A 14,080-nucleotide genomic window follows, 5' to 3' on the forward strand; every position below is an offset into this window, starting at 1 on the left:
CTAGTATCCTTGAAACATTCTCAAAATGCGTGGTGATATTACGATTCCAGAGATACTTCCATAATTTTATTTTGACATTGCGCACATTATCTAATCAATAAAGGTTTAAGAATTGTCAATGACTTCTGTGTTGTCACGAAACATGCCTGACTATTTTATAAAAATATAATTCTTATATTATTGGCTATTAAGAATAATCTATATTTTCTATATCTTCAGAACGTATATTTATATAGAAACAAGCAGGCTCATCGCCTGCTTGTCCTGTAGATAATCAATTATTAAAGCTCCAAGTCTTATTCCGTATATATAAAAGAACAAGCAGGCACAACACCTGCTTGTTCCAATAATTGATTATTTAACCTTCGTACCCTTAGGTGCCTGTTTCTTAATCTTCTTTACTAGCTTATCTTTTGCTTTACCTTTGCATCCTTTTATAACAATCTGTACATTCTTGGCTTTCATATTCTTGAAAGCACCTTTTCCAATTGATATATTTCCCTTCTTATCGGTCTTAATTATAATCTTCTTTGCCTCAGATCCTGCAAAAGCTTTACTACTGATCTTAGTTACTGTGCTGGGTATTGTAATCTGTTTAGCTTTGGAACCTTTAAATGCGTTTGCATCTATTTGGGTAACTTTAGCTGTTGTTCCGTCAGGAAGAGTTATACTTGAAGGAATTGTAATCTTTTTCGATTTCTTATTTGTTGGTCCTGTATAAATTGCGGTTGTATTACCATTTGCATCTGTATTAAGGATGTAGTTTGCTCCACCCGTTTCATCGACATATTCTGAATTACTGTATTCCTTTGCTTTTATCTTAAATGTTTTTGTTATTTTGCCTTTATAAGCTCCTATTCCGGTAATAGTAACCGTGCCTTCACCAACCTCTATATTGTTTGAATATTCAACTGTGAAATCAACATCCTTAGTTAAACCTTCAATTTTAACCTCAGGAGTAATGGGACTACCTGTGTAGGTGAACTCTTCAGCTGAAAGAACAGCTGTCTTTTGACTAATATCTTGAGTCTTCTTCATCTCAAGAAGTAATTCATTTCTAATGCACCAAATTATCGGGTCTGCACTGCCATCTTGGCTTGTAACATACAAATCTACATTTATTGTAACTGTTGAGTCTGTATAACTTGTACATGCAACTTTTTGCACGTTTATATTATCACCTAAAGTATGCTGAAATATTCTATTAACTGTTGAAGGGCTATACCCATCAGGAACCTTAAACGTTACATTGGCGTTAATAATATCATCTTGATGCCAACTAGCTGCTGTAAAGTCAATATAATTCATATAACATTCAAAAGTGTCATATCCTTCATCTACTACAACACCAGCTTGACTATATCCATCGCCTTCTGTTACTGTACATTCCTGTATTACCATACCGTCTACCGGCTGATAAGTATCATAAGGTTTATTTACGTTATTTAAAACAACAGTGGCTTCACCCAATGAAGTTTCTGTATGTCCACCATTACCATCAAATTGGATAAACGTAACTTTAGCTTTAAAATCAGTAGCTGCCTTAGCTGTTCCCATTGGGAACAAACATGAACACAATGCTATGCAGATAATAATGGAAAATATTTTCTTGATTTTCCTCATCAAACCCACCTCCTAAGTATCATTATTGTCAACCATATTCCCATTATAAAACACGCCCTCTATCATATGAGCGTGTTAATCGTTTTTTAAGCAAAAGGTTATATATAGTTTTTATTTAAAATAATGTACCAACGTAAACACAGTAGATATTCCGCAATATTCAAGTTCTCTGCGACTAATCAGATACTATCTATATTTGGTTTTATCAAGAACTTCTTCAAGTTGGTGACAACAAATATCATATACAATAAATAAACAAGAAGCACCGATTTTTGTTGTACCTGAAGAAAGGCTCAAACAACAATTCAAGTAGCATTATCAATATTTATTGTGCTTAGAAAAAGGTCAAACAACAAACCAGGATGATATAGTCACATTTGTTGTTTCTAGAAAAAAGTCGAACAACAAATCAGAAGGAAATTACATTTTTATTGTTCTTGGAGAAATGCCTAACAACAAATCAGAAGGAAATACTCACTTTTATTGTTCCTGGCGAAAGGCCGAACAACAAATCAGGAATTAGTGTTAGAACTTGTTGTTTCCACAAAAAATCAGAAGCCCACATTTACCTTTTTACAACAAAGCAGGCACTTAAAGGTAATCAGAAAAACATTAGAAAGCTCATCCGAAATGATAGATATTCACTAACACAATTCCTCCAAGAATGCCGCAGAGCAGGCCTGTGAAATGGCCGATGGAATCTATCTTCTTGGAAGTGGTCATAAGAGCTAGAATAACAATTGTTGGAATCATGGAGGTTAAGGCGGAAAAGCCCCAGACAGAGAATGCAATTACCATGTAAATCCCTATGAGGCCGCAGATGACGCCGGAGGCTCCGATGCTGAAAGTAAAGGGCGAGCCCTTTTTATGAAGTCTTGCGGAAATCGCACCTCCCACGATCATGATGGTGAAATAGCATACAGCAAAGACATCGGACTTCAGTGCATATTCAAGCACACGTCCGATGTTATAAAGAGAATACATATTGCAGGCAAGGTGCAGGAATTCCTTCTGAGTGAAGGCACTTGTAGCAATCCTGTAGAACTGCTTCTCCTGGAGCGTCTTGATATAGGACGAGCCAAGCTGCCCTACGCTTAATACCTTGCGATTTATTAGAATAAAAATGATTATATTAATTGCGATTAACCCGTATGTCACGGGATATGTCATTAGATTAAAAGTGTTCATAAGATGAAGTCAGACTTTATGCTCTTCCTTACTTTCAAGACTTTCCTTGAGAGTAGGCTGCAAAGCCTTCTCCTCGTTTTTAATTTCCCAATGGATAAGGAAGGTCAGCGTTGCCCTGAGCGCAATGATAGCACCGAGAATGCCGAGCTCAGCCCATTCTCTGACCACAACTGTTCTAAGAACCTCGCCGCCAAGCTTGAATTCAAGCGCAAGTGCAATTCCCTGTGCTAGCTCCAGTCTAATTGAGCCATCCTTTTTTATCCAGAGATAAAAGCTTTTTAAGCCGGTATACACAAGAATGCATATGCCAAAGAATTCCAATAATAAGGTTGAAAATTCAACTATGTAACGAAGCAGGTTTTCAGCGCTAAGGTATAATTCTTCCATACAGATATTCTCCCCTAAAATGCCGACATCTTCTGCTAAAATTATAACATCACATATGAATAATAGTTGATAAAAAAATAATAAATTATCAAAAAATCCTATTGTTTCTCTTTTCGGTCAAAGCCCTCCACAAGGAGTGCCCTATACTCATCAAAGCTGATCATCTCCCCACCCATGCTCTTTAGATGCTCTGTCTCAAACTGGCAGTCAATCATGACATAGTCGTTTTCTTCAAGAACCTTTGAAAAAAGAATAAGTGCGATTTTTGATCCGTTTTCCATCTCAGAAAACATGCTCTCACCAAAAAAGCATTTGCCAAGACTGACTCCATAAAGACCGCCTGCAAGCTCCCCATCAACAAAGGATTCCACACTTAGCGCAAATCCGTTGTCACAGAGTCTCTTATAAGCCACTTCCATGTCATCGGTTATCCAGGTTCCCTCTTCTGTGAACTCCCTCTTGATCCTGCATCTGTGCATCGTGTCTGCAAAATCACGATTTATACGTATTGATATCTCATGCTTTCTGAAAAACTTTCTCATTGAATGAGACACATGAATGTTAGCAGGCCTGATAATAAAGCGTTCCTTGGGAGCCCACCACAATACCGGTTCGCCTTCCGTATACCATGGGAATATCCCGTTGCTATAAGCCAGTATAAGCCTGTCCATGGAAAGATCCCCGCCAATTGCAAGAAGGCCATCATCTTCTGCAAGCCGGGGATCGGGGAACATGATTTTTTTATCATCAAGTCTGTATACAGGCATTAATATCCCTTTCACAAAAAGCCTAAAGATCACATATAAAGTACATTAATTGAAGAAGATACGCCAAAAGAAAAAATTTTGGCGTATCTTCAAGAACTAATCACAGAACCTGAAAAAAAGTAATTCTTAATTAAGGCGACGAGTGGGGCGAGCCCAAAACTTCTCGCATCGCTCCACTCAGATTAGTTTTATTATAACAACTATAGGAGGTTATTACAATATGCCTGTAGGTAATCCAAAAAATCAAACAATATGGTCTCAGCGCTATCAGGAAAAGGTCGGTTATATTACAAAAGGTTATAAATTAAAAAAAGACCTTACCGACAGTTTTAAAGAAGCTTGTGTAAAATCCGGCATATCTCAAGCCGCTGCATTAACACAATTTATGGAAGTCTTCATAGATGCTTCAAAAAATAAAGCTTCAGCAAACAGCGATTCCTCTTCCGCTCCTGAATATATGATTAACTCTGAGGATCCAAAACTTTCATTTATTATTGAAACATACGATAATCTCTCAGATAATCATAAAGATTCCATCTATAAATATGTCAAAAAGTATTATTCCAAAAAACAAAGTAAGCGTAATGATCAATAATCATTCGCTTACTTTGCATTTTCCCTTTAAATTGCGTCATTCTGATATCTTATTTGATTATTATAACGCGTGAATAATACAACTGTTAGTACCACCATGATAAATGCCACAACGAATGCAACACTTCCAACTCTAAGAAGTACCTTTCCCCATTTCATAGCTGCATCAATTGATTCCTGTCCCTGCAACATTCTTCCGTTTATTTGTATTCTTGCCCCACTCGGATTTTTGGTAAATACAGCACCAAGAATGGATGTAATTGTTCCCATAAACGCGAATACCGCCGCATAAATACCTGAAATAATTGGCCCTATCGGAAACTTACCATAGTTTATGGATCTTATCTGTTCATTCATATATTTTCTTGAGAACATATTATAGACTTGATCATTCTGATAGTTTTGATAGTTCTGCTTTTCCTGCTTTTTCTTGGATATTTTCTTTCTTAAAATTGTTATAAATACTGTTATAAATCCAAATATCGCGGAAACAGCCAGGAGCACAAATCCGTATATAACATGCTTCTCTTTACTAACAGTTTCCACATTTTTCATATATACAGGATCAAGCCATGCTCTATCAAGATTCTCATTAGGAGCTATTCTGCTTACCTTTTCGACTTCATACTCCTGCCCTTCATAACTATAATGAAGTGTATAGTAATATTTCACATTATAATGACGTATTTGCGAATGTTTGAAGCTTACATCAGTTATGTAAGCCGGAACCTCAACATATCTTTCCATCATTTTTGAAGTGACTATATTTGCTATTCCAAGCAAAAATGCACTAACTATCAACGTAACAAATATCATATATATAAAGCTTTTTAATTTTCCATTCATGTCTAAACCCTTCTTGTAGTTTTATTCAACGATCTGTCCGTAAAATAGTAATTCCGGATCATCCGAATGAGTCATAATCATATACTTAAATGGCTCATCTGCATTAAATTCCTTTATTTCTTTTTCTTCAGGCATGGCGCAGGATTCGCATTTTGCAACCATTGTAACAGCGGCTGCCTCAACACCTTCTTCATCTATCTTTATTTTTGTCTTCTGAATTATCTCGGTTATTTGGACATCCATGGCTTCACACATTTTTGAATAATCCGCTTTATCATCAAATGCATCCTGTACACCCAGACTGTTCAAATACCCCATAAGCTCAGAAGATGTAAATTCAGATTCTGTCTCAAACCTGGGAAGTCTGACCGATACTGTCTCCTTTTTAGCCAGATTCATTTTCTCCCTGGGATCATCTATATCACCCAGTATGAAAACTGCATCAACTCCACCATTCATAGGAATCACAACCAGTTTTCCGTTTTTATCCTCGTAGTATTTATAATCTTCCTGCTGTTTCATGAAGTCCTTAAGGGCTGTTTTGCCTTCAAAGGTCCTAAAATCACCGGGCTCTGTTCTACCCTCATAGAATTTATTTACCCATGAAGATTTAAGATACAAGGCATTTATCAGCAAAAGATCATATTCTGAAAGGTCGCTGCTTATTTCCTTTATCATTCCATTAGTCTTTTTATTAACCCAGTCATTTACCTTATTTGTAATTTTCTCAGGTGATACTTCCTCTGCTTTAGCATCATAGTGCTTCGCTACATACTTTTTGTAGGAAGATAAAAATTTGCCGTTTGCCTTAGTATTTCTCCAGATTGAGTTTGATGAAATAAATGCTGATTCTTCAGAAGAATCCACCACAGATGAATACCACTCATTTACTTCTTCAATGCTGTTAAAGCCCATCGCGTGAAGAAGTTCTTCTTTGGTATTTCCATCAGCTCCTGCAACTGACATAGCAAGTGCTGCTCTGAAAGATGTTGGCGATATCATGTAGTTCTTGTTTTCGTACCCATTCTCTTCTATAAACTCAACAAGCTTCTTATCAAATTCTTTTTTATCCGTTACTCCGTAGGAATTGCTATTTTCACTGTATTTTAGCTCTGTTTCGCTTTCTTGAGCCATAGGCTCAGCAGGTACCAGTCTACGAGAATAAGCAATATATTTTCCGGCACCTACGAACAAACCGGATGCAAGTATAAGTCCTAATACAACTGCGATAATATTCTTTTTCATAATAAATCCTCCGAATAAATCTGCGTTTTTGAGGTTCTATACTATATACAGATTGGGAGGCAAATATGTTGCATCAGGTATCAAAAAAATTTATGCAAATAGATTATGGGCATAAAGAAGCCTTCCACCCATTTATCTGAGGGAAGGCTTCCATCATTTTTTAGAAAATAATATTAGCTTCTAAGTGAGATGTTAAGGCTTTCAAGGCCATTAAGAATCTTCTTCATAGCTGCGTTTACTTCATCGTCTGCAAGAGTCTTTTCCTTGTCTCTGAAAGCAAGTGAATAAGCCATAGACTTGAAGCCCTTCTCAATCTGTGAACCTTCATAGATATCGAAAAGTTCGAGCTTCTCAAGCTTCTTGCCACCGCGCTGCTTGATCATCTTCTCGATGTCACCGGCTGTTACAGCTGTAGGAACAACCATACTGATATCACGGGTTACAGCAGGGAATTTTGCAATGCCTGTGTATACGCGCATGTAGCTTGCATGCGGAACAACTGAAGGAAGGTCAAGAACTGCGATATATGCTCTTGTTCCGATTCCGTAGTTGTCGAGTACCTCAGGATGAACCTCTCCGAGATATCCGATAGTCTCACCCTTGAAACTGATAAGAGCCTGACGTCCGGGATGAAGGAAAGGCTTTCCTGCCTTAGCATCATATTCGAGGTCATCTGCCATGCCAATCTGTCCAAGGAACTCTTCAACAGCGCCCTTCATTGTGAAGAAATCGCCATCTCCATAGAATCCGAGAACAAACTGTGATCTCTCATCGGGAAGTTCCTTGAGCGGAAGCTCTTTTGCAATATAGATATTAGCTATCTCATAGAGCTTAACATCCTTGTTTCTGCGCTTGTAATTTGTAGCAAGGCTTGTAAGGATAACGTTAAGCGGGATTGTTCTCATGATTGAGAAATCCTCACCAAGCGGGTTGGAAATCTTAATCGCATTTCTCTCAGGAGCATCCTCAGGTAAAAGAAGCTTATCAAATACCTTGGGGCTCTCGAAGGAATAGCCGTATGCCTGTGAGAATCCGCAGAATTGAGCGACTTCGCGTGCTGTCTTCTCAACTGTCATCTTGAAAGTAAGCTTACCTGTTGTAGGTGCGTTCTTAGGAAGAGTTGAAGGGATCTTGTCGTAGCCATAGAATCTGGCAACTTCCTCTGCAATATCACACATACCGATGAGATCCTGTCTGAAGCTGGGAACAACGATCTCATTTGTTTTTTCATCATATACGAGCTCTTCTCTTGCGAAGATATCAAGCATTGTCTGTCTGTCGATATCTGTTCCGAGAAGTGAATTTATTCTGTCGGGCTCAAACTTGATTCTGTTAAGCTCCTTGATAGGTGACTTAGCCTCAACGATTCCGGATGTAACCTTACCGCAGCCAAGAATATTTACAAGCTGGCATGCGCGGTTGATTGCGTCCTCAGCATTGTTGGGATCAAGACCTTTTTCAAAGAAGCCTGATGCATCTGTACGAAGTCCGATTCTCTTTGCACTCTTACGGATGTTGGGGCCGTTAAATGTAGCAGCCTCGAAGAGAACTGTCTTAGCGTCCTCTGTGATCATGGAGTTCTCGCCACCCATGATACCGCCGATTGCAACTTCCTTCTCGCCATCGCAGATCATGATAACTTCGCTGTCGAGATTTCTCTCCTGTCCGTCAAGTGTTATGAACTTCTCGCCGTCCTTAGCGCGCTTTACTACGATCTTGTTTCCTGCAATTGTGGAAAGATCAAATGCGTGCATGGGCTGACCATACTCGAGCATTACATAATTTGTGATATCAACGATGTTGTTGATAGGTCTTACACCATTTGCAGCAAGTCTTCTCTGCATCCATTCGGGTGAAGGACCAACCTTGATGTCTGTACAAACTCTTGCGCAGTAACGTGAGCAAAGGTCTGCATCCTTAATTTCTACTGAAATGTAATCAGAAGCCTTCTCAGATGTCTCCTCAACCTTAACAACAGGAGCCTTGAAGGGAAGCTTAAATGTAGCAGCTGCCTCTCTTGCAATACCGAGGATGCTGTAGCAGTCTACACGGTTACTTGTTACTTCGAACTCGAATACTGTGTCGTGAAGTCCGAGAACTTCCACAGCATCTGCTCCAACCTCAGTGTCCTCGGGAAGTATATAAAGTCCGTCCTCGGGAGCATCGGGATAAAAGTCCTTGCTTGAGCCGAGCTCTTCAATTGAACACATCATGCCCGCACTGGGAACTCCGCGAAGCTTACCTGCTTTTATCTTGATTCCTTCCTCGGGATTCGGGCTGCCGTCATGTCCACCGGCAACTCTTCCGCCATCAAGAACTACGGGAACCTTGTCCCCTTCTTTCATGTTCTTTGCGCCGGTAACAATCTGAATCTCCTCGGATCCGATATTAACCTGGCAGATTACAAGCTTGTCAGCATCGGGATGCTGCTCGATCTTGTCTATCTGACCAACTACGATTTTCTCTAAGTTTTTATCAAGGCGATGGAATCCCTCGCCCTTTGTTCCGGAAAGTGTAAGTGCATCGAGGATCTCCTGATCACTTGCGTTTAAATCCGGTACGTATGCTTTAATCCATGATAAATTTGCGTCCATTGCGCAACCTCACTTTCTATTTAAGTTAAAACTGTTCTAAGAATCGAATGTCGTTCTCGTACAGAAGTCTCATGTCGTCGATTTCGTACTTAAGAACTGCGATACGCTCAAGTCCGAGTCCAAATGCGAAGCCTGTGTACTCATTAGGGTCGATTCCGCTCATCTCAAGAACGTGAGGATGAACCATACCGCAACCGAGGATCTCGATCCAGCCTTCACCCTTACAGAAACGGCAGCCCTTACCGCCGCACTTGAAGCAGCTTACGTCCATCTCTGCAGAGGGCTCTGTGAACGGGAAGTGATGAGGTCTGAACTTAACCTTAACATCCTCGCCGAAGATTTCCTTTGCAAACTCAGCAAGTGTTCCCTTAAGGTCTGCAAATGTGATGTCCTTATCAATAACAAGTCCCTCAATCTGGTGGAAGCTGGGACTGTGTGTTGCGTCAACTTCGTCTGCTCTGAAAACACGACCGGGAGCAATCATCTTAATAGGAAGCTTGCCCTTCTCCATCTCATGTACCTGTGTAGATGAGGTCTGTGTACGAAGAAGCAGATCTCCGCTGATATAGAAAGTATCCTGCTCATCCTTTGCAGGGTGATCTGCAGGAATATTGAGTGCTTCAAAGTTGTAGTAATCCTTCTCAACCTCGGGACCTTCAGCAACTTCGTAGCCCATTCCAATAAATACGTTCTCAACATCCTCAAGTGTAATTGTGTTGGGATGACGATGTCCTACGTTATTCTTCTTTGCAGGAAGAGTTACATCGATGGTTTCGCTGGCAAGCTTAGCTTCGCGAACAGCTGCTTCCATCTTCTTCTTGGTAGCTTCAAGGCTCTTCTCAATCTCCTCGCGAACCTCGTTAACCATCTGACCAACCTTAGGTCTGTCCTCGGGAGCAACATCCTTCATGCTCTTAAGGATGCTTGTAAGCTCACCCTTTTTTCCAAGGAAATTAACACGAATATCATTAAGCATATCGAGGCCATCTGTCTCGCCGATCTGCTTAAGCGCGCTCTCCCTGATTTTTTCCAATTGTTCTTTTATCATGTGAATCCTCCTTAAAAATGAAGTTCTGATATCGTTTTATCTAAGGAACTTTTTCTAAATACCAATAAAAAGTCCCTTACATCAAAAACGATGTAAGGGACGAATATAATCCGCGGTACCACCCTGATTCCTGTCATCAAATGACAGACGCTTAATTCTTAATGAAATTGTAGCTCCGATGCGAAAATTCCGAACTGTCTTTACCAAACTGGCTCTCAGCCGCCGACCAGTTTCTCTGTTATGGAAAACAGAACATCTTGGGGCACGCCCCACATCTTCAACGCTCTGCAAACTAGTTTAACTATCATGTAATGAAAAGTCAAGAAACAGTTGCATTTGTTTGCTTCTTTATTGCCTTAATGAGCTTCTTCTTAGCATGGCCTTTGATTCCTTTGACATGAATCACAGCCCTCTTGGGAAGCTTTTTGAAAGCACCTTTTCCAACCTTAAGATTCTTATTGGCTGTAATTGTTACTTTCTTGAGTTTTTTGCAGCCCTTAAATGAGTTTTTACCAATAGATGTCACTTTTGAACCAATGGTAAGGGACTTAATCTTTTTATTTCCCTTTGCTGCACTATCTGCAATTTTTGTTACAGGATACTTAGCTCCGAAAGCTTTTACTTCGTCTATTTTTACTTTTCCTTTAGCTGCGATCTTAGTTACCGTAGCAGTTCCGTCCGGATGAATTATATAGGTATTGCTGCCCACTTTTACAGTCTTATCGACAGGCTTGGATTCTACAACCGTATCATTTTGGTATTCCTGAGATCCGCTGTAATCTCCCGTCTGCTTCTCATCAGATATCCTGATATATCTGTGGCTTGTCTTTGATATAGGAAATACTTTGTATTTTTCAGCAGTATCCGGCTTGCCATCTTTATTATCATCAAGAGCAAAGGTCGCCTTAAGCGGTATAGCCTTGGTGACATTTTTAGGTGATGTAAGTACTTTTAAATTATCGCACCCTAAAATCAAATCAGCATAATAGGTTTTACTGCAAACTGTAGAAAAGTCCAAATCTTTTAAATCCAGTGATTCCAAGGAGCTGCAGCCGCAAAACATTTCAGCAACCGATTCAACTTTTCTTATATCAAGGCCGCTTAAATTGACTGTTTTCAAGCCTGTGCACCCTTTAAACATGTGTCCCATATCGGTAACATTTGATATATTAAAAGTATGAAGGTCAGCAGATTCAAGGCTTGTACAACCCGCAAACATCCATGACATATCTTTCACCTTAGCTGTATTAAGCTTTGACAGGGTGATCGACTTTAAGGATGTACAGCCATCAAACATCTGCTGCATATTGGTTACTTTTGCTGCGGTCATTTTTCCGAAATCAACAGACACAAGACTTAAGCAGCCATCAAAACAGAACATCATATCTGTTACATTTGGCATCGTAAACCAATCAGGAAAGACTATGGTTTTAATTGACTTGCAGCCGCGATATACGCCTTTCATCGTTGTAACTTTAGATGTATCAAATTTTTTCCAGCTTATATATTCAAGATTACTGCAACCTTCAAAGATGTAGGATAAGTCTGTTACAGAACTCAAATCAATCCCGCTAAGATCAATACTTTTTAAAGACTGACATCCTGCAAACATTCCATATACATTTGTCGCTTTGATTCCCTTGAACATCTTTGCGTCAAAATAGGTCAGCTTTTTGCAGAAGTCAAACATATTCTTCATTCTTGAAACCTTAGTTACATTAACGCTTGATAGCTTATCATATGTAATAGTTTCCAGATTATCAAAACCGGTGAACATGTTGCTGCAGTCGGTGTCAAAAATCATTTGATTTGCTGAGTAAACATAAACAGTACCTTCCGCTGCATCATAATAAGCAGTAGCGCCGCTTCCAACTGTTTCCTTAGGTAAAGCTACTGTTCTATTTTTTAATGCCTGATACGTTTTACTATCTCTTGTAAAAATAATTTTCTTAACACCACTGGCAATATAGCTGATATCCTCTTCGCCAACCGTAATCTTCTTGATTTTTTTATTAAAGGTTGTCCCATTATAGAGCTGTCCGGTAGTTTTACTTGCCGCTAAAGCTGTCTTTGGCGTAAGAGCAAGTGCAAATAAAACAGCAAAGACAAACATCATATATCTAAATATCTTTTTCATACCTTATTTCCCCGTATTTCCTTCATAAAGGTCATCTTACCTTAGCATTTGTATTCTTTTTAATCGTCTTTACAAGCTGTTTCTTTGCCTTTCCCTTGATGCCCTTTACTTGTATCACGGTCTTTCTGCTCATCTTTTTAAAAGCATGTGAGCCTATGTGCAAATTATTATTTGCATTTATCGTTACCTTCTTAAGGTTTTTACATCCATAAAATGCACTGTTACCGATAGACTTCACTGAGGAACCGATTTCTATAGTCTGAATATTTTTGTTTCCTTTGCATGCGCCATCCGCTATCTCTGTTACGGGGTATCTCACACCCTTTGCTTTAACAGTATCTATAGCTACATTTTCCAGGACACTTATCTTTGTTACGACTACTCTTCCATCCGGATGTATATCATAGTCGATACCAAATGAGTGTACCTTGGTTATAGTCGGAGTCTTTTTAGGCGCTACAACGGGCTTTTCTACCCAGAATATGTATCTGTTACTTGTACTTGCAACCGCCATTTTAGAATATTTTGTCTTTGTATCAGGATTTCCATCTTTATTATTGTCAATATAATATTCGATTGGAAGATCAATCTCTTTTGCAACCTTCTTCGGTGCATCAAGAATAGTAATTGCTTTACAGCCCTTCAGGAATCCCGCACCTGTAATTGCATTCTGCGAAAGCTCAAAAGAGCTCAGGTTCAGATACTTAAGGCTGCGACATCCGTAGAACATCGCATTAAGATAAGTCGCACTGCTCACATCAAATGAAGACAGATCCAATGACCCAAGATTCTCACAGCCTTCAAACATTGATCCCATGTTTAATACTGCCTTGGTATCGAAGGAGCTGAGATTCAAAGCTGTAAGACCGTTACACTGTCCAAACATATACCCCATATACATTACTGCGGAAGTATCGAATGTTGAAACATCCAGTTCTTTAAGGTTTCTGCATTTTCCAAACATTCCTCTCATGTCACTGGCATTTGAAGTATCAAAGCTTCTAAGCGTCAGATTCTCCAATCTCTCACATCCGTAGAACATTCTTTGGAAAGTAGTAACCTTAGAGGTTTTGAAATTTCCAAGCTTAACACTTTTTAAGTATTCGCAGCCCTCGAACATGGAGGACATATCGGTTACATTCGATGTATCACAACTGCTAAGGTCAACATATTTAAGCTTTTGGCAGTTGTGAAACATATTCTTTGTGGAATCAGCATTTTTTGAAAAGCAGACATTAGCCTTTGAAAAATCAATTTCCTCAAGTGCTCTGTACTCCGCAAAGGTACCCTCCGGCTGATCAAAAAAAATCTTAGCCGCTGTTGTACAAATATATACTGTTCCATCATTTGCATCATAATATGCGGATACACCATTTCCTACAGAAGTACTTGGTAAGTTCTTATAAGGAGTAACATCGGCATTTGTTATGAAAATCATCTTCTTTACAGTTTTATTTATGTGTGTCTGCACACTATTGCCTGATGAGACTTTATAAGTCACCTCTCCTGCCAATTTACTCTTTATAGTGCTCATGTTGTTGATCGTACCGGTCTCGGTGGAGTAATCTCTTGCCTCGCAGTTTAATGCAGTCATACAAAGTATTAACAAAAATCCTGCGGCGATTATAAATGCATTCTTTATACTTTTCAT

The 14,080-nt window shown here is 39.2% G+C and carries 11 protein-coding genes; 1 reads left to right on the plus strand and 10 read right to left on the minus strand.

The window, feature by feature from the left end:
* Window positions 1-354: 354 nt before the first annotated feature.
* From G630_RS0102255 to aat, 4 genes are all read right to left on the minus strand, one after another.
* The gene (locus tag G630_RS0102255) at window positions 355-1,623 is read right to left on the minus strand and encodes a leucine-rich repeat protein (RefSeq protein ID WP_026497603.1); all 1,269 of its coding nucleotides are present in this window, start codon (window positions 1,621-1,623) and stop codon (window positions 355-357) included.
* Window positions 1,624-2,244: 621 nt separating this feature from the next.
* Entirely contained in the window at window positions 2,245-2,811 is a 567-nt protein-coding gene (locus G630_RS23220; RefSeq protein WP_026497604.1) for a rhomboid family intramembrane serine protease, read from the minus strand.
* 9 nt (window positions 2,812-2,820) lie between these two features.
* A complete protein-coding gene (locus G630_RS0102265; RefSeq protein WP_022759805.1) occupies window positions 2,821-3,198 on the minus strand; it encodes a DUF1622 domain-containing protein in 378 nt (125 codons plus the stop codon).
* Between the two features lie 98 nt (window positions 3,199-3,296).
* Window positions 3,297-3,965 carry a leucyl/phenylalanyl-tRNA--protein transferase gene (aat, locus tag G630_RS0102270; protein WP_026497605.1) on the minus strand — a complete coding sequence of 223 codons (669 nt, stop codon included), beginning with the start codon at window positions 3,963-3,965 and terminating at the stop codon, window positions 3,297-3,299.
* Between the two features lie 220 nt (window positions 3,966-4,185).
* Between aat and G630_RS24955 the strand changes: the two genes are divergently transcribed.
* On the plus strand, window positions 4,186-4,560 hold the full coding sequence (locus tag G630_RS24955; RefSeq protein WP_196805729.1) for a hypothetical protein: 375 nt from the start codon (window positions 4,186-4,188) through the stop codon (window positions 4,558-4,560).
* Between the two features lie 26 nt (window positions 4,561-4,586).
* Here the strand turns inward: G630_RS24955 and G630_RS0102280 are convergent, their stop codons facing one another.
* The 6 genes from G630_RS0102280 to G630_RS23230 all read right to left on the minus strand — a co-directional run bounded on the left by G630_RS0102280 (window position 4,587) and on the right by G630_RS23230 (window position 14,080).
* Entirely contained in the window at window positions 4,587-5,405 is an 819-nt protein-coding gene (locus G630_RS0102280; protein WP_026497606.1) for a hypothetical protein, read from the minus strand.
* A gap of 21 nt (window positions 5,406-5,426) precedes the next feature.
* Window positions 5,427-6,650 (minus strand): serpin family protein, encoded by a 1,224-nt coding sequence (locus G630_RS0102285; protein ID WP_026497607.1) that lies wholly within the window; start codon window positions 6,648-6,650, stop codon window positions 5,427-5,429.
* A 173-nt stretch (window positions 6,651-6,823) separates the two neighbouring features.
* Window positions 6,824-9,244 (minus strand): phenylalanine--tRNA ligase subunit beta, encoded by a 2,421-nt coding sequence (pheT, locus tag G630_RS0102290; RefSeq protein ID WP_026497608.1) that lies wholly within the window; start codon window positions 9,242-9,244, stop codon window positions 6,824-6,826.
* Window positions 9,245-9,269: 25 nt separating this feature from the next.
* Entirely contained in the window at window positions 9,270-10,289 is a 1,020-nt protein-coding gene (gene pheS / locus G630_RS0102295; protein WP_026497609.1) for a phenylalanine--tRNA ligase subunit alpha, read from the minus strand.
* A gap of 322 nt (window positions 10,290-10,611) precedes the next feature.
* On the minus strand, window positions 10,612-12,429 hold the full coding sequence (locus tag G630_RS25290; protein ID WP_026497610.1) for a BspA family leucine-rich repeat surface protein: 1,818 nt from the start codon (window positions 12,427-12,429) through the stop codon (window positions 10,612-10,614).
* 31 nt (window positions 12,430-12,460) lie between these two features.
* Window positions 12,461-14,080, minus strand: coding sequence for a BspA family leucine-rich repeat surface protein (locus G630_RS23230; protein WP_049946041.1), 1,620 nt, complete (start codon window positions 14,078-14,080; stop codon window positions 12,461-12,463).

Source organism: Butyrivibrio sp. WCD2001 (assembly GCF_000424485.1).
Classification (GTDB): domain Bacteria; phylum Bacillota; class Clostridia; order Lachnospirales; family Lachnospiraceae; genus Butyrivibrio.